Below are 17367 nucleotides of genomic sequence, written 5' to 3' on the forward strand. Positions count from 1 at the left end.
GAAATGGTTTTCAACTTATTCAACTCCGTTGAACTAAGTATTAATTTTGGTTTCTGTGTTGTACGCATCTTTGATAAGGTTTACCAAAGATATATATTGTTTGTTTGTAATACTATTTATAGAACGAAGTACTAGTTTTCACTAAGATTCCAATTTTGAATTGGCAAGCCATACACCCAATGGTATTGATAAATTACAAGCATGATATTATTAGAGCTTTGAATAAGTTAACCAAGGATAAAATCGACTCGATAATTGAGGTCATGGTTCAAACTTTAAGTCATATCGGTTAGCTTTGTTCAATAAAGAGAAGTCACGCCAATTTCTCTTATTTATAGTTATCATATATTGTAATAAAGGATCGGCCAAGATAACCAAGGCTTGAAGTTTGTTGAGGACAATGGAATGACGAAATTGATTTTCGGGCCCTTGTTCCAGGTAGGCGGTTAGGTGTTTCAGCAGCTGGATTTTCAGTGCAGCTTATGGATATGGACAAAATAGAAGAACAACAACTTGCAAATGATTCACACATTAGTGAACCTACCTGGCTACAGGTTTCTGAGCCCATTCATACGCCAGATCACAACATGATGATTACCAATACAATAACAGTCAACGGCTCAACTGACGCTAATGATAATTTTGAAGAGGTCTTCGGGTCCGGTCATCTCCCTGCTTCTGATACTCGCTTAACTGTTCACTTCATCATGCATAATTGTAAGGATTGGTTACATAAAGTAAAATGATGGGCAGGCAAATTCTACTTTTAATTTTTATCAGCTTTTTGGCAAGCCAAATAAAGGCACAGCAACCGTTAAGCGTAGCTAACGTCATTGCACCCAACCCAGGGACAGGTAAAATATACAATGCCAATAACCGCACCTATGAAGCGCCTCGGGCAATAGTGTTTGATGGGCCAGCGGTGACAGGCACTGCCTTTCGTACCAATATTAACCACCATTTGAACATACCGGCCAAATTCTCTTTCGTTGAAACACAATCTACTTCGGATGACCTTGGCATGAGGCATCATTTTATGCAACAGGTTTTTCAGGACATTCCCATAGCAGGGTTGGGGTATCGGGTTCATGAAAAGAATGGCTTTGTGACCTCCGCAAACGGCAAAGCCATGCTGGATATTGCTCTTGAAGATGTAAGCACCACGATTAGCGAAGAGCAGGCTTTTAATCTTGCCGTGAAATATCTTGACACAGCCGATACACTGTTCAGGAATGGCAAGAAATTAATTGTTTCAAAAAATTTCACTTTTTCCCCTGAGAGCTTCTCGGTTGCCTTTCAATTTGATGTAGATGTATCAATGATCGAACGATGGAGAATTTCCATCGATGCACAAACCGGGGAAATGATCAATAAAGAAAGCCTGGTAAACACTTGCTCCTCTGATACACCGCCCCCGGAATATGGGACCGGGACCGGGCTTACCCACTACTATGGTCAAAAGCCGATCAGGATCTTAAGCAGCAACAATTCATCGCGCCTGGAAGGTCTAACGGCCCACGGGGGGCGTATCGGAACGTATGACCTCAGAAACGTAGGATACCTGAAATTCCTCTTTTTATTCGGATCCGGGCAGGTAGGCGTATATGATATTTTTTCTTCTGGCAGCACCTACAATCTTGCTTCTCAAAGAGATGGTGTATCAGTCCATTGGGCGGCAGAACAGGCTTATGAATACTATTACAATAACCATAACAGGAATAGTTATGATAATAAAGGCGCTAAAATCAATTCCTATGTACGCCTTGATAAGAATTTGAGAAATGCTTTTTGGACGGGCAACGCCATGGCTTTTGGTGATGGTAGTGACATAAACCCTTTTGTAGACCTGGATATTGTAGGGCATGAACTGACCCATGGCGTTAACGATCATGAAGCCAATCTTATTTACTACAACGAATCAGGAGCACTTGATGAATCGTTTGCAGATATCTTTGGTAAGGTCATAGAGTTTGAAACTTTTGGTAATACGGTCACTTGGCGGCTAGGTGCGCATAGCAGTACAGGGGGTATCAGAGATATGAGCCGGCCCAATCTTAAAGGTCAACCGGATACTTACCGGGGTAACATGTGGTATGAGGGGTATGAAGATAACGGAGGTGTTCATGTGAATTCCGGGGTTCAAAATTATTGGTTTTATCTTTTATGTGACGGAGGGAGTGGTGTAAATGACAGGGAGGTCAGCTATTCGGTCAATGCGATCGGTATGGACACGGCCGCAACCATTGCTTATCGTAATCTTACGGAGTATTTGCTACCCTCTTCCGATTACCTGGACAGCCGTATCGGGTCATTGTTAGCCACGGCAGACCTGTACGGAACAAACTCGGTGGCCTACCGGGAAGTAGATAAGGCCTGGGATGCGGTAGGTGTGATTGATGAACCTATCATAACAAGCTTTGATCTTTATGATATAACGGCCACTACCGTTAAACTCAAAGGAAGTCTTATTCCAAGAGGAGATACCGTAACCTATCATTTTGAATACGGAACGACACCGGAATTTGGCAGTTCTACTTCCATTTATCAGTACACAGATAGCGTAAAGGGTATTATCACCGGATTACAAAGCGAAACCAAGTACTATGTGAGGTTTGTAGCTACCAATGAAAACGGTAACTCATATGCCACAACAGAATTTACAACCCTTCCGTTGGTTCCCTTAGTAAAAATAAAACACACCGTAGATGTGACAGACACCAGTGCCCTATTGTATGGCCAGGTAAACCCAAATAGTCTGCCCACGTCTTTTTACTTCGAGTATGGACCGACTCCTGAGATGGGTTTGGTTTCATCGTCCTATCCATTGCCGGATACTACAGAGTTTTTAAATGTGTCTGTGGCTGTGGCAGGATTACAACCGCGACAGCATTATTATTATAAGTTGATAGCCACTAATGATCTTGCCTCATCAACGACGGACTCTTTACGCTTTATTACCTCAATGAAACCCGTTATCCATTCTTTTTCTCCTGTAGCCGCTACTGTGGGTACGGAGGTAACGATTACTGGGCGGCACTTTAACCGGACAACTGGGATGAACTGGGTGAACTTTGGAGCTACCAGGGCAGAAGTGATATCAGCAAATGACACAGAAATAAGGGTAAAAGTACCTAAAGGAGCATCATTCGGACCTATATCCATACTAGATACCGAGTCGGGCCGGGTTGCTGAGTCTATACGCGAATTTGTGCCTACGTTTACAGGCGAATTCAAGAGCAACAGCCTTCAGCTGCGGGCGGCTTTTAACAATATTTCAGCTTATGAGATGGCTGTCCACGATATGGATGGTGATGGAAAGCCTGACATTATAGCATCTCACTATCAGGGCGTCACCGTTTTTCAGAATGTGAATACAGGAGGTGATATTACAAATGATTCATTTGTACAATCTAACCTTCCTGTCACCGGCTTTAGTTTTAAATCACTAGTCGATTTTGATGGGAACGGACTCAAGGATATCGTTGGGGTTTATCAAAATGGATTACGAGTATATCCGAATTTGTCTGTCCCCGGTTCTGTTTTTTTTGGACCGCCTGTAGATCTATCCATTGGCAACTGGCCGCGTATGCAATTTGAAGACTTTGATAATGATGGATATATTGATGTGGCATGCACTCGTCAATTGTCCGGAGATAGTAGCAATCTTACAATATTCAGGAATCAAAGTCCTCAAGGTACGTTATCTCCGGCGAGCTTAGAGCAACGTTACTCAAAAAACCTGTCGTTCAGTTATATGTGGTTTTTAACCACCGAAGACTTGAATAATGACGGCACACCTGATATAATGGTTTCTATGCTCGATAAGGATTATTTTATAATACTCCGGAATAACAGCTCCCCGGGAGTTTTTGAATTTGAGGAGAACATTGTGCAAGACCCGAACAGGAGCAGATTAACGGATTATAAAGCCCAGGACCTGAACAATGACGGCTGGAAAGACATTGTCTCCCATTCATTCAATGATATAGGAAAGATGACCATCTTCCAAAACGCAGGACCGGACATTACCTTACCACAACCTATTTCAGCAATGGATGAGCACGCCCAACGCTCATTACGGGCAGGTGACATAAATGGTGATGGGAAAGCAGACCTGCTGGTAGGCGATTATGATGGAAGATTTATTTTGCTCAAAAACAATACGGATCCGGGTGAAGATCTATCGGATGCTTCTTTTGAACTATTCGAACATTACGGTATCAATGAAAACAATCGTGAGGTCGGTTCGAAGGTTCTTCTTAATGACTTAAATGGAGATGGAAGGCCAGAAGTCATTAACAGCCTTAGTTATGGCTTTCATCCTCGCAAGGGCAATCTAATGGAGATCTGGCAAAATGCGCCGAGTGACTGCCTCGATGCATCACTCATTGAACTGGAAGTATCAAGCACTACGGTAACTATCGTCTTGCCGCCTAATACAACCCTGGATGATTTTGAAATTGAATTTGCGTCTACCAGGTACAACCGGTGGGATAAAATCTACTCAACGACCAGTAATATACGGACCGGTAGTTATAAGTTACGGGCCCGTGCCAAGTGTTACCTGGGCTATAACGACTATCATTACATAGAGTTTGCGACTGAATGCGTCGACCTCTCGAGTTTTACTATCAACAATATTGGCAGCCGTTCCGCTTCCCTGTACGCATACGATCTCAGTTCCATGGAAGTACAGTATTCGGAAGCCGGTAAAAACCAGTGGACAGCGGTCTCCCGGTATGCCAATCAAATGGCAAATCTTTTGCCCGGCACGACATACGATCTACGATACAGGGGGCGATGCTATACGCCTACCAATTTCAGATACCTCCAGTTCACAACACTTTGTCCTGCACCATCAGAATTAACGATAACTTCCTTAACCTTTAATAAGGCCATGGTGAGTACAAACCAGTTCGTGAGGGATGCTATTATTGAATATAGTACTGATAACACTACCTGGACTGCAGCCGATGAAACAGGAACCCTATTTCCGCTTATTCCGGGAACACGCTATTTTGTCAGAGGAAGATTAGCATGCTCCGATGTTGATTCTGACTTCCTGCACACTTCCTTCACTACACCTTGCCCTAAAGTTTCCGGACTGATAACTCATACGATTACACCATTCAGCGCCAATATGACCTGGAATGATGCATCCGGTACGGGCGACTACTCGATCAAATATGGACCTACTGCTGGTGAAATGAAGACAACCTCTACAAACGCTACTTCATTCTACCTGGATGATTTAATTCCCGGAACACAATATACGGTATCCATTGCTCCCGAGTGTATGGGTGCTAAAGACTTTAGCTCAATAGCTTTTACTACTTCCTGTTATGTACCTTTTAATTTATCAGCAGACATTGTAAAACATACTACGGCAGAATTATCATGGGATGACAATGTTAATGGTCTTTCCTATTCGATTGATTATTCCATAGCAGGTGACGATGTTTGGCTGACAACAGAGTCTGTATTAACTAAGGTCTCACTGGAGGAACTAAGGCCTGGTACTCAATACGAGGCCAGGGTGCATATCAACTGCCAAAGTGAGATGTCACAACAGGCATCCGTATACTTTGAAACCAGTTTGTATGAAGAAACAAAGATTGCTCCAAACCCAACCGCAAATATCATAACTATACATCCGTCAAAAGATTTAATAGGAAACTTATATACTATTTACGATGACAAAGGTAGGAGGGTAATCCATGGCGAACTGCTCGATTACACTTTTGACTTGTCACTTTTTCCTTCCGGCATTTATGTTTTGATGATAGAGCAGGAGAAACTTTTAAAAATTGTCAGGAAGTAGATCCGTCCTGTAAGAAATTAGAAGAAGCGAAGGGGAGTGTGAATGGCAAATGTGAGCAATAAATGGACTGGAATTGTTTCCAGGTTTTTTCCTCCATATCATCAGGGGTATTTTACAGCCACCTCGCCTTTATGTCTTTGTATTTTGTTCTTCCAATAGGGATACGTTCTCCATTTTTTAGCTCGGCCATATATTTACTCCCGGATTTTACGATAATTTCCTTTACTTCAGACATCTTCACCAGGTATGACTTGTGAATGCGTTCAAAAGAATGTGATAACAGCTGTTCCAGCTTTTCGAGCGATTTATCATGCAGTTCTTTTGTTCCGTCGGCAAGAAAAAGTTCGGTATAGGCACCAGCTCCTTTAATAAAAAGTAAGTTTTCAATAGGTATGAGCCGTATTCTGCCTCTTTTTTTAATCGCCAAAAGTTTAATCTTGTGGGTTCCTGTTTTTTCTTTTGCAATTGCCCGGTTAAAAGCTTGTTCCAACCGATCTCTGTTAAAGGGTTTAGGTACAAAATCTAAAACTCCATACTCAAAAGCAGTAATTGCCTGATCCTTGTAGGCGGAAACAATGATCGTATGAAACGACTCAGAAACCGCTGTAGTAAGAATGTCAAAACCATTGTCGCCGTTAAGGTTCAAATCCAGAAGAACCAGGTCCATTGAGTTATTTTGAATAAACTTCAATGCCTCATGGAGTGTATTAATATGCTTTATCGATTGTAAGGCATTGCCAAAAATATCATGAGCCATTCTTGCAATTCTTTTGGCTATTCTTGATTCGTCTTCAATGATTAAGATGTTCATGGTCCTTAGCAATATATTTTTATATTGTTTTTCCAACCATAAGCCGTTGCTTCAGAAGTAAAGTCCCATTTCGAATGATAGCTTTCATTGAGTCTCGCCTTTATGTATTTAATTCCGGTACCTTCCTCTCTATTACTGGTAGTTTGCCTTACACCTCTTGAAAACGTTAAAAATTTGTAACACTTGTAATGGGCATTTGACTCAAAAATCAACTTAAACTTTATATTGTTGCCTTCGAGGGGCAAACTGTGGGTAATTCCATTTTCCAATAAGGTGTGAAGTATTCCAGGTGGTATTTTTTGCTCAGGATCTATGCCTTCTTCTTCCCATGAATAGTTTATCTCTTTCCGGTATTCCATAATCTCAAGATGTGTACGACAAAGCGCTATTTCTTGAGAAACAGGTATCAGTGTTTGGTTTTCTATCTGATTAAAAAGATCAAATTCTTTGGCTAGCGCTTCTATAAACAAAACTCCTTTCTTAGGGGATTCTTCTACCCAATCTATTAACGATGTTAACGTATTCATCAGAAAATGAGGTTGAATATTTTTTTTTAGTAATTCCAGGCGCAGGCGCGTGGATTGAACCAGAGAGTTTTCATAAGCCAATCGTTGTTCTTTGATTCTAAGAGAAAGTAAATACAACATGCTAAGAAGAATAAGACCAAAACCTGCGTAAAGGCTTTTGTCGAAAGAAGTGACAAAATTTATAAGCACACATAGGAGAAGTGTCAATAGTACGAGACGAGCGCCCCTTATTCTTTTATAAGCCCCAAAAACCACAATACCGAAGGAAAAAACACACATGCTTAAAGCCATAATACGGGCTGTAAAATCAAAGAAATCATATTTTATAAGGAAAATAAGTAATAGAATACCAGCATAAATGATTAGGCAGAGTTTTCGTTTGGGGTAAGGAAATTGCATGGAAAAATAGAACGGAATCAAAAAAGAAATACCAAACATTAGAATACCGATGACTTGTAATCTTATATGATGAAGGCTGTAATGAATGGGCACATAGGCTTTAATGAATTCCGTCAATATCAAGATAAAAAAGAGAAAGCAACTAATACTGAAAACAAGCATCGGATATTCTTTTTTGTCGCTCAAGAATAGAAAAAGAAAATAGAATGACGCAATTAGAAAGGCTCCTGCAAAAATGTGCATATACGAAGTTTCAATGAGCCGGTCCGTTAATATGTCGTCATAATAATCTATCTCCAATCCAAATATTCCTACATGATCCGGAAAATAATGAAGGCTCGATCGTATGGCCAACAGATGTTCTCCTTTTTCCGTCAGATGGGTAGGAATGATAAAAGTAGCCCACATTTTACCCTCAGGAGCAAGCATAGCCTCTTGTCCGGGGTTTCCGTTTTTCCCTATGAATACCCCATCCCAAAAAACCTCGTACTCTCCGTATACATGTAAACGAATACCATAAGGATGTAATGATTCCGGGGCTTCTAAAATGTCAATTTTGGTTCTGGACCAGAAAACCCGACCATCCGTTAATGCTATTTTTTTCTTCCAGTCCTGATCATTCCTGTTTTTTGCAGCCCATTCTTGTTGATCTCCTGGTTGGAATACCGGATCGTATTGCTTGAAAACAGGATGTTGAGAACAAGAAGTGACAAGTAGCATGGAGCCTACCCAAAAAAAGTTGCGCCAAGATTTCATGTGCATAAACTGTAAGCTTACAAAAAGATTTGGAAATACGCGATTTAGTACTTTTTTTAACCATTTTCATTGAACCCGCTCAATGGCTTCAGGTTCACAATGATGAGATTTTTCACTCTTTAGAGCTGTTCATTCATACATAGAGCAGTTGGCATATTAAACCATGCAAATCAACAACTCCCATATGAATTTTGATGTATAACCTGTAAAATTCAATGAAAGTTTATGACCATTTTAGTCAGGTATATCAAACATATTAACAGTAGGAGGGGAATTCGGATCACGACAATGCTACTATTGGCGAATGTCATATCCGCAAGTACGGCCTTTGCTCAGGAAAATATGGAAAACGAAAATACAAAAACGGAAGAAAGGTCTTATCTAAAATTGCCCCGGGTACAGGTAATCTCTATAAAGGATACCAAGATGGACAGGCAATATAAACTTTATATTAAGCTACCAGAAGGGTATTCAGAAAATAATGCCATCCAATATCCTGTGATTTACTTTACTGATGCGATGTGGCACGTTGAAATACTATCCGGTTCCGCCGAATACATAGTGGAAGAGGCTGTCCTGGTAGGAATTTCCTGGCAAAAAGACATAAATGAAAATTTAAAAAAAGATGTGGGGGCACATGCAAGTAGATTTCGGGATTACTCAACAAAGAAATCAAGTAACCCGGAACATCAGGCTAAATATCAATTTGGGCAGGCTGGTAATCATCTGACTTTTATTCGTAACGATGTAATTAAGTATATAGAAAATAACTACCGAGCCGACCCTGGCAGTCGCACTTATTTCGGGTATTCACTCGGCGGTGAATTTGGCGCTTACATGTTACTGACACAACCCGACACCTTCAAAAACTACATTCTGGGTAGTCCTTCGCTTAAGGGCGATATTGCCTATCTATCTGAGCTTGATGCAGCTTTAAAACATAAGGACCTAAATGCCAATGTTTTCATTTCATATGGTGCATTGGAGAAGGAATTGGGCAAGCATGCCGAAAAATTTATTACTCTACTGAAAACCAGAAACGATGAGCGTTTATTTTTAAAACATGTGGTGATTGAGGGTAGCCATCAAACAGCGTTTCCTATGACGGCAGTACGCAGTATGTATTGGTTATCAGACTTGATAAAAGAATAACCTATTAAAGCATAAACCGAACCTAAAACACAGTACGTTTCATGAAAAACCTCTGGATCATCTCAATTCTTCTTATCGCATGTAAAACCGAACCAAAAACCGAAGCTGGCACTTTAAACGTTACTGATCCAAAATATGAAACTTATGATTATTCCGGGTTTACGAAAGAAGAGATTTACTCCTTTCATCAACACCTTTATAAAGGCGGTAGTTGGTACAAACAAGGGGGTGATCGTAACAGGTTTTATTTTCTAAACTTCTCCGAAATAGACAAACACTCACTCATACGCAGGTCAGATACACCAAAAATCCTCGAAGAAACACCTAGAAATGATGTGAAGAATTTTATTACCGCAGCGGGTTTAGATCCGGGAGAGGGCCAACCATTAAACGAATATATACAGCAAGCAGAAGTTGACGGATTAATTATAATTCATAAAGGTAAAATCGTCTTTGAAGGCTATCCCAGAATGTTCCCAACTGACTTTCACGTTAATTTCTCAGTTACGAAGATCTACGTTAGTACTTCCATTGCTATTTTGGAGGATATGGACTTAATCGATACTAAGCTACCCATTGATAACTATCTTGAAGACCTCAAGGGTTCCGGGTGGGAAGGTGTTCCTATCGTCGATATCCTTGCCATGAGTTCCGGAATTGCGTCAGATGGCCAATTGGTTAATGCAAGTTTTGAACCCATTAAAGATTTAGCTGCTGCTAAATCTGTCAAGCCTTCAGGCACACAGTACGAATATATGGGCGCCAATACTGCCATATTAACGTTACTGGTAGAAGAAATTAGTGGTCTTACCTTTAGCAATTTCTTAGAACAGGAAATATGGAGAAAGATTGGTTCCGAATACAATGGACTGATGAGGAAAGCGGACAATGGGAGGGATGCTACATCTTCTGTAGGCATGTCATCAACACTTCGGGATCTTGCCCGGTTTGGCCTTGCTTTTACTCCCAGTGGCAGAAAAAAGGCCAATCCAATCATTTCTAATGACCATTTAGCTAAAATTCGAAATGTGAATGAGAATCTCAGAGAAAAATCATGGTATTCAGAAGAAATGAAACATGCTGGTTATCAATGGGACGAGATCTATGCAGATGGTGATTTTTACAAAGGGGGGCATGCAGGTCAAGGTCTTTATATCTCCACTTCGAGAGATTTAGTGATTGCTTTTTACGGAACATACAATACCGATCTACAAGAACATCAACTCCCGGCCATCAGTCGGCAACTTGCCAAATCCGGACTGTTCGACCCTGAATGAATTTGCTAGCCGCTTACATGAAATCGATATAGTATTTTTTTGATATTCAAGGGCAGACAAGCCGTGGACTGGCATTCTTAATCAATAAGGTGCTCTTTTTGCATTTTCAGATGGTGTAATTGGGGTGAAGAGAATGGCAAATACGTGTGCATGAAAGGACTATATAGTTATTTATACTTCATAACAAAGTAATCTGCAATAAAAATAAGTTGATTTAAATCACCCTTATTCCTGTTATACTAGTTCTTCTTTCAATTGACCTGAAGATAATTTAGTGCCGGATTTCAATGAAAGAGTTGCATTAGAGTAATTTTAAGTCACTATTTAGCATTTACATAAAATAACTATGCTCAAAAAATGGACTTAAAACTCCTTAATGACAAATCTTAAAACATCGAAAATCATTATGTTTCTAACTAAATGTACTAATAAATTCTATATAGATAATGACCGTATCTGAAAAAAATGAGCTATTAAAGCAAAAACGAGCACAAATTGAACAGATGGGAGGTGAAGATCGCGTCGCCAAACAGCACACAAAAGGCAAACTTACCGCACGCGAAAGGATCAAACTGCTATTCGATGAGGGGACTTTTCGTGAGATTGATATGTTCGTGCAGCATCGTTCCACTTCTTTAGGAATGGAAAAAGTTGACGTTCCTTCCGACGGTGTTATTATAGGTCATGGCACTATCAATGGCCGTGTTGTTTTTGCGTTTTCTCAAGACTTCACTTCGAGAGGGGGTTCTTTGGGCGAGATGCATGCTTCTCAGATTTGTAAAATAATGGACATGGCCGTTACAGCCGGTGCACCCATAGTTGGACTCAATGATTCGGGTGGCGCTCGCGTAGAAGAAGGTGTAGATGCTTTAAAAGGTTACGGTGATGTCTTTATGCGTAATTCCCGTGCCTCCGGCGTGATACCTCAGATTTCTGCTATTATGGGCCCATGTGCAGGTGGAGCCGTTTATTCTCCCATCATGACGGACTTTGTATTTATGGTAAAAAAACAGTCGCACATGTTTATTACCAGTCCTTATGTGATCAAAACGGTAACAGGAGAAGAAACAACATTTGAGGAACTGGGCGGCGCAATGGTCCATAATAGCAAAAGTGGTAACGCACATTTTGCATGTGAAAGCGACGAGGATGCCATTGAAGCTATACGTGACCTGCTTGATTTTTTACCTAGTAACAATTTGCAAGGAGCTCCAAAACTGGAGATGGAAGATGATCCTACCCGCGTTTGTGAAGAACTTGATACGATTATACCCGATGAGGCTAATAGGCCTTACGACATGAAAGATGTGATCAGAGCGGTAATTGACTCTGATGATTTTGTTGAAGTTCATCAACATTATGCCATGAATGCAATTGTAGGCTTTGGTCGATTGGATAACCGCTCAGTGGGCATCATTGCCAATCAACCCCTGATACAAGCGGGCTGTCTGGATATTGATGCTTCTGATAAAATCAGTCGTTTTATCCGTACATGTGATGCCTTCAATATCCCCTTGATCACCTTTGTGGATGTCCCTGGTTTTTTACCTGGTGTGGATCAGGAATTGGGCGGTATTATCCGTCACGGAGCTAAGCTGTTGTGGTCATATGCTGAGGCCACTGTTCCGAAGTTTACAGTAATCACACGTAAAGACTATGGTGGGGCTTACCTTGCTATGTGTGCCAAGCCTCTGGGAGCTGATCAGGTATTTGCCTGGCCAACTGCTGAAATTGCTGTAATGGGTGCCAAGGGGGCTGTTGAAGTGATTTCAAGCTATCGCAAAGAAATTGAAGCGGCAGAAAACAAAGAAGCAAAAACTCAGGAGAAAATTGAAGAATACGAAAACACATTCGGTGTTCCTTATCTGGCAGCAAATCGTGGGTATATTGATGATGTGATTTGCCCATGCGAAACCCGACTAAGGTTGGTAGATGCCCTTAGAGCATTTGAAAATAAGAGTGAGGTGCTTCCTCCTAAGAAACATGGTAATATTCCACTTTAAAAAGTATGGCTATGAATGTTGATAAGAAAAAAAAGGCCATTATGGTTGCCATTGCCTATTACCTGGAAAAGGAGAATGCCACAAAAAGCAACATGACGATCAATCAGGCCTGGAGTGAGCACGCCCGTATACGTACAATACAAGATCATGAAAATGTTCAGCGGAGAGGTCGCCTTTTACTAAAATGATACACTATCTTATATCCTATTAAACTAAAACTTAGAAATCAATAATATGACTTACGATAAACATGGGGTTTTGGAAATGGCTGAAGTTAATTACGCCTCGAACCGACCGGCAGCCTCAAACCCGATAAAGATCAACGATGTTAGTTTGCGTGATGGACATCAGTCCCTTTTTGCGACAAGAGGGCGTACGGAGGATATGATCCCTGTTGCAGAAATGATAGATGAAATAGGCTACAATGCCGTAGAAGTCTGGGGAGGTGCCACTTTTGATACAATGCACCGTTTCCTGGGAGAAGATCCTTGGGAAAGACTCAGAACGCTTAAGAAATATATGCCCCAAACACCATTTTCAATGCTTTTAAGAGGGCAGAACATCGTTGGTTACAGAAACTATGCCGATGATGTAGTCAGGGCATTTGTACAGCGTTCTATTGACAATGGAATGGATATATTCCGTGTTTTCGATGCGTTGAACGACTTTAGGAACTTTGAGATAGCCGCAGAAGTCATCAAAGAGAATAAAAAGCACCTGCAGGGAGCTGTTTGTTATACACTGACTGAGCAACGTCTGGGGGGTGAGGTGTATAACATGGAATACTATCTAAACAAGGTGAAGGAGCTTGTAGAGATTGGTGTTGATTCGATCTGTCTCAAGGACATGGCAGGTTTGCTCGCACCTTACGACGCCTACAATATAATCCGTGAGATCAAGAAGATCACTGATATACCTTTGAATTTACATACTCATTTTACCTCAGGGATGGGGGATTTAGCGATCTTCAAGGCCATCGAAGCAGGGGTTGATATTGTGGACACTTGTATTGGTCCTTATGCATACCGTACATCTCACCCGGCAGTGGAACCAATTGTAATCTCTTTGCTTGGGACAAACCGTGATTCAGGGATGAGCATCAAGAAAATTACTGCCATCGCTGACGAAATGGAGGTACATATTCCTAAGTATAAACACCTGGACAACAATCCAAAATATGCTATTACGGATATCAGCGTAATCCTTCACCAAACTCCCGGAGGAATGCTTTCCAACCTGGTGAACCAGTTGAAAGCAATGGATTCATTACACAGACTTGAGGAAGTTTTCCAGATGCTTCCTAAAGTAAGAAAAGACCTTGGCAACGTGCCGTTAGTGACGCCTACCAGTCAGATTGTTGGCGTTCAAACCGTCAATAATGTGCTGTTTGACAAAGAGGAAGGCGAATATGCCCAAATCACCGAGCAGGTAAAAGACCTTTGCTTCGGAATGTACGGAAAAACCACCGACCCGATTAATCCGGAGGTTCAGAAAAAGGCCCTGGAAGGTTATCCAAAAGGTGAGAATCCCACAACAGAGCGTCCGGGCAGCATTCTTGAGCCTGAACTGGATGAGGCAAAAGAGAAAGCGAGTGGATTGGCCCGGGATATTGATGACGAACTCATTGTGGCACTTTACCCCGTTACAGGTAAACGTTTCTTGAGATGGAAATATGGCCAGGAAGATATTCCACTGGAATTTAAACCTCGTACACTTGGCCAAGTGGAAAAAGAAGAACGATTGATCCGTAAGGCATTGGCCGGTGAATTAACATCAAACGGTAATGGCAGGTCCAGGCGTGAACTGGAAGTGACCGTGGATGGAGAAAGATTCACCGTCGAAATTAATGATCCGTACAGCCAGGAATTGGCTAACCGATCACGTCGTTCTCACAGAGCGGTTGCCCAGGAAGTGGAAGAAGGCGGATCTGGTAAATTAATAGCTTCTATTCCGGCTATGATTGTAGAAATCAAGAAAAAGGTAGGAGACAAAGTGAACGCAGACGAAATAGTTGCCGTCTTTGAAGCAATGAAAATGATGAATAGCATGAAAGCCGGAATTGATGGTGTTGTAAAGGAAGTTAATTTCTCAGCTGGTGATAACATATCTAAGGGAGATGTCATCATGGTTATTGAACCCGAAGAATAAGTATTAATTTTTTCAGGATTATATCATTTTCAAAGGCACAGCTTACCGTTGTGCCTTTTTTTATTGGCCAAGCGACTACCCTTTTCTAATTTCTACCTCTTTGCGGTCTCGGAGCATTTTCCATTTCACTGTCCGTAATAAACCCGTCACTGTTTGAGTCTATCCGGGAGAAGTCATTAACCAGACGGCCTTTTACTTCACTCTTTGATAGTTTTCCGTCCTTGTTGGCATCCATCTGAGATAGAAGTTGTGAAAAATTTGGTGCGCCACCCTGGCCTCCGGAACGCTGTTGGCCACCTGACCCGCCCTGACTCTGATTATTTTGAGAAGCACATGAAGCAAATAGTACCGATGCTCCGATAATTAAAGTTCTTATTGTTTTTTTCATTACTCTGTTAATTTTCTCTTTTGACGTATTATGCTGCAAATACACTCGAAATAGATTTGAAATTAGATCCTATGACTTCTTCAAGATCTTTATATCAGCGATCAATTGCTGAACTGCCGTTTTATTTAGCCCGTTGTAAATACCACGTATATGCTGGCTCTGATCGATCAGGATAAAATTTTCTGTGTGAATAAAATCATCAGAATCTTTTTCCAGACCGAGATCCTCTTCAACGAAATAGTGATTCCTTCCCAGGTCATAAATAGCTTCACGCTCTCCGGTCAAGAGATACCATTTGCTGTCTATCACGCCTTTAGCATCTGCATAACCTCTAAGAATGGCAACACTATCAAACTCAGGAGTAACAGAGTGTGAGAGGAGTAATACACCCTGATCATTTATAAATTCACTCTGAACAATGGCCATATTATTGGTCATTTTAGGACAAATACCTAGGCATGTCGTGAAGAAAAAATTTACCACAAATACTTTTCCAGCTACATCCCTTTCGGTTACTGTCTCGCCTAGTTGATTTTGTAAAGTAAAGGAAGGGATTTGATGAAAATCTGAAGGTACATCTCCATCAGATTCAAACCATTTTGGGGTAAAGGTGGCTTCTTCATAATAGGGCAAAACATTCACTCTGCTGGTTTGCTTAGGGTTGGAACTACACCCATTCAGAGCGATGAGCATACAGATAATAACAAATAGTCTAATCATTGAAAGTAATTTTTTCATCATTTAACGCATAACATAAATCAGCTCTTTTCAACCCGAAGATTCTACCGTTCTTAGCTTCGTAATTCATCTATAGTTTTTCGTTTTTTCTCCAGGCTCTCTGAAAGCTCATAAATGATGATTGTCCCTGAGCTGGTTTCCAGAAACACCTGATCTTCGTGTGATTTTAAAAAGGTAGCTTCTACTGTTTTGTCATCAATTCTCCACCTGGTCAGGTTTTCTGGTCCATGTCCTCCTTTATGCGCAAATGCGTTGAGGTTAAATAATGTAAAAAGGGCGGATAGTAAAAATGAGAATCGTTTCATAGTTAGAAGAATTTTAACTTCCTTTTTTGGCGAGGATGAAGGTTAAATCCCTCGACGTCTTATTAAATATTAATCATGTGGATGACCATGGCCTTCACCTTTAGGTCTGTTCTGTCTGTCTCTACCTTTGGGCGGGTGGTTTCCAGGGGAAGGTTTATGCCTTTTCTCTTCTTCAAATTCACCTTTCAGGCATCTGCCTACATAGGGAAATTCATCCGTTACAAAATAGGCGTACGAATCATTGAGCATAATTCCGTTACACTCATCCAGGTTTCCAAGCCCAGGTACATACTCCCAGTCGCTACCAAATGTTCCATCGGGCAGGGTGTCTTCGATCATTATTTCTCTATTCAAGTGTGGGGTTGAATAGTCACAATCTGTGCCTTCCCGATTTTCATCAAACAGGCGGTAGCTCGATTTATAAGTACCTTTCGCCGAGTAATAGATAGGAAACCCGTCTACTGCAAAACCAATATGGATCGGATCCTGCTCCTTATCGAGCATTTCAATCAGGCTGATGGGTGTACCATGGTAGTGATATGCCCCGGTGGGCTGTACATGTGCATGATTAAAATCCAGCCCAAGGTCAATTAAGTCCTGCAAGGCTTCCACCCAATAGTGCTCACCACTCCCACATTGAACTATTACGGCCGTTTGCGGTTCGAATTTGATTCCGTTAAGCGCTACCCCCGGTTCTCTTACCCACCTGGCCTGACCCTTGTAAACAGGACTTAATGGAAGTTCGTAAGTCCTTCTTTGCTCGGAAATGGTATTGGGATTACCAGGGTTTGGGAAATTACCCGTTTCGTGATTAGGCAGTGCGTTGGTGACTATTTTGCGAATATTCCCGGTAACTGTCACGATGGTTTTAGTGCCGTAAGTTTTGTCTATAAGCTCATAGCATCCGAAGTAGCCCTGACCTGTATCTTTCCAATGGTCAGGGCCGGCGGCGCTATAAAAAGCGACCACTAAAAAAAGAGTGTTTAGCGTCCCTATGGTTAGAAGTATGCTTTTCATTAGTCTAAACCATTTGATTATGTTG

At 41.3% G+C, this 17367-nt stretch carries 13 protein-coding genes; 7 read left to right on the top strand and 6 right to left on the bottom strand.

Annotation, left to right across the window (positions count from 1 at the left end; genetic code table 11):
* The first annotated feature begins 488 nt into the window (after positions 1–488).
* Together FNH22_RS27690 and FNH22_RS27695 are read left to right on the top strand one after the other, a co-directional pair.
* On the top strand, positions 489–746 hold the full coding sequence (locus tag FNH22_RS27690; RefSeq protein ID WP_143401775.1) for a hypothetical protein: 258 nt from the start codon (positions 489–491) through the stop codon (positions 744–746).
* 38 nt (positions 747–784) lie between these two features.
* On the top strand, positions 785–5821 hold the full coding sequence (locus FNH22_RS27695) for a M4 family metallopeptidase (RefSeq protein ID WP_185154448.1): 5037 nt from the start codon (positions 785–787) through the stop codon (positions 5819–5821).
* Positions 5822–5933: 112 nt separating this feature from the next.
* Here FNH22_RS27695 and FNH22_RS27700 read toward each other — a convergent pair whose 3' ends face one another.
* Positions 5934–6632, bottom strand: coding sequence for a LytTR family DNA-binding domain-containing protein (locus tag FNH22_RS27700; protein ID WP_143401777.1), 699 nt, complete (start codon positions 6630–6632; stop codon positions 5934–5936).
* A gap of 5 nt (positions 6633–6637) precedes the next feature.
* A complete protein-coding gene (locus tag FNH22_RS27705) occupies positions 6638–8314 on the bottom strand; it encodes a histidine kinase (RefSeq protein WP_185154449.1) in 1677 nt (558 codons plus the stop codon).
* A 225-nt stretch (positions 8315–8539) separates the two neighbouring features.
* Between FNH22_RS27705 and FNH22_RS27710 the strand changes: the two genes are divergently transcribed.
* The 5 genes from FNH22_RS27710 to FNH22_RS27725 all read left to right on the top strand — a co-directional run bounded on the left by FNH22_RS27710 (position 8540) and on the right by FNH22_RS27725 (position 14894).
* A complete protein-coding gene (locus tag FNH22_RS27710) occupies positions 8540–9466 on the top strand; it encodes an alpha/beta hydrolase (RefSeq protein ID WP_255518176.1) in 927 nt (308 codons plus the stop codon).
* Positions 9467–9507: 41 nt separating this feature from the next.
* Positions 9508–10743 carry a serine hydrolase gene (locus FNH22_RS27715; protein WP_143401779.1) on the top strand — a complete coding sequence of 412 codons (1236 nt, stop codon included), beginning with the start codon at positions 9508–9510 and terminating at the stop codon, positions 10741–10743.
* Positions 10744–11189: 446 nt separating this feature from the next.
* On the top strand, positions 11190–12746 hold the full coding sequence (locus FNH22_RS27720) for an acyl-CoA carboxylase subunit beta (protein ID WP_185154450.1): 1557 nt from the start codon (positions 11190–11192) through the stop codon (positions 12744–12746).
* A gap of 11 nt (positions 12747–12757) precedes the next feature.
* Positions 12758–12934, top strand: coding sequence for a hypothetical protein (locus FNH22_RS32185; protein ID WP_185154451.1), 177 nt, complete (start codon positions 12758–12760; stop codon positions 12932–12934).
* A 46-nt stretch (positions 12935–12980) separates the two neighbouring features.
* Entirely contained in the window at positions 12981–14894 is a 1914-nt protein-coding gene (locus FNH22_RS27725) for a pyruvate carboxylase subunit B (protein WP_143401781.1), read from the top strand.
* A gap of 85 nt (positions 14895–14979) precedes the next feature.
* Here FNH22_RS27725 and FNH22_RS27730 read toward each other — a convergent pair whose 3' ends face one another.
* The 4 genes from FNH22_RS27730 to FNH22_RS27745 all read right to left on the bottom strand — a co-directional run bounded on the left by FNH22_RS27730 (position 14980) and on the right by FNH22_RS27745 (position 17342).
* Positions 14980–15282, bottom strand: coding sequence for an EF-hand domain-containing protein (locus tag FNH22_RS27730; protein ID WP_143401782.1), 303 nt, complete (start codon positions 15280–15282; stop codon positions 14980–14982).
* 69 nt (positions 15283–15351) lie between these two features.
* Positions 15352–16002, bottom strand: coding sequence for an SCO family protein (locus FNH22_RS27735; RefSeq protein ID WP_143401783.1), 651 nt, complete (start codon positions 16000–16002; stop codon positions 15352–15354).
* A 71-nt stretch (positions 16003–16073) separates the two neighbouring features.
* On the bottom strand, positions 16074–16325 hold the full coding sequence (locus tag FNH22_RS32190; protein WP_185154452.1) for a hypothetical protein: 252 nt from the start codon (positions 16323–16325) through the stop codon (positions 16074–16076).
* 69 nt (positions 16326–16394) lie between these two features.
* Positions 16395–17342, bottom strand: a complete 948-nt coding sequence (locus tag FNH22_RS27745) for a YHYH protein (RefSeq protein WP_143401784.1) — start codon at positions 17340–17342, stop codon at positions 16395–16397.
* Between the last annotated feature and the right edge of the window lie 25 nt (positions 17343–17367).

The organism is Fulvivirga sp. M361, from assembly GCF_007097395.1.
GTDB lineage: Bacteria > Bacteroidota > Bacteroidia > Cytophagales > Cyclobacteriaceae > Fulvivirga.

Bases quoted from the DNA above. Each gene is read 5' to 3' on its own strand.
- FNH22_RS27735 (WP_143401783.1), bottom strand. From the start codon at position 16,002: ATGATTAGACTATTTGTTATTATCTGTATGCTCATCGCTCTGAATGGG.
- FNH22_RS27705 (WP_185154449.1), bottom strand. From the start codon at position 8,314: ATGAAATCTTGGCGCAACTTTTTTTGGGTAGGCTCCATGCTACTTGTC.
- FNH22_RS27710 (WP_255518176.1), top strand. From the start codon at position 8,540: ATGACCATTTTAGTCAGGTATATCAAACATATTAACAGTAGGAGGGGA.
- FNH22_RS27690 (WP_143401775.1), top strand. From the start codon at position 489: ATGGACAAAATAGAAGAACAACAACTTGCAAATGATTCACACATTAGT.
- FNH22_RS27700 (WP_143401777.1), bottom strand. From the start codon at position 6,632: ATGAACATCTTAATCATTGAAGACGAATCAAGAATAGCCAAAAGAATT.
- FNH22_RS32185 (WP_185154451.1), top strand. From the start codon at position 12,758: ATGAATGTTGATAAGAAAAAAAAGGCCATTATGGTTGCCATTGCCTAT.
- FNH22_RS27725 (WP_143401781.1), top strand. From the start codon at position 12,981: ATGACTTACGATAAACATGGGGTTTTGGAAATGGCTGAAGTTAATTAC.
- FNH22_RS32190 (WP_185154452.1), bottom strand. From the start codon at position 16,325: ATGAAACGATTCTCATTTTTACTATCCGCCCTTTTTACATTATTTAAC.
- FNH22_RS27720 (WP_185154450.1), top strand. From the start codon at position 11,190: ATGACCGTATCTGAAAAAAATGAGCTATTAAAGCAAAAACGAGCACAA.
- FNH22_RS27730 (WP_143401782.1), bottom strand. From the start codon at position 15,282: ATGAAAAAAACAATAAGAACTTTAATTATCGGAGCATCGGTACTATTT.
- FNH22_RS27715 (WP_143401779.1), top strand. From the start codon at position 9,508: ATGAAAAACCTCTGGATCATCTCAATTCTTCTTATCGCATGTAAAACC.
- FNH22_RS27745 (WP_143401784.1), bottom strand. From the start codon at position 17,342: ATGAAAAGCATACTTCTAACCATAGGGACGCTAAACACTCTTTTTTTA.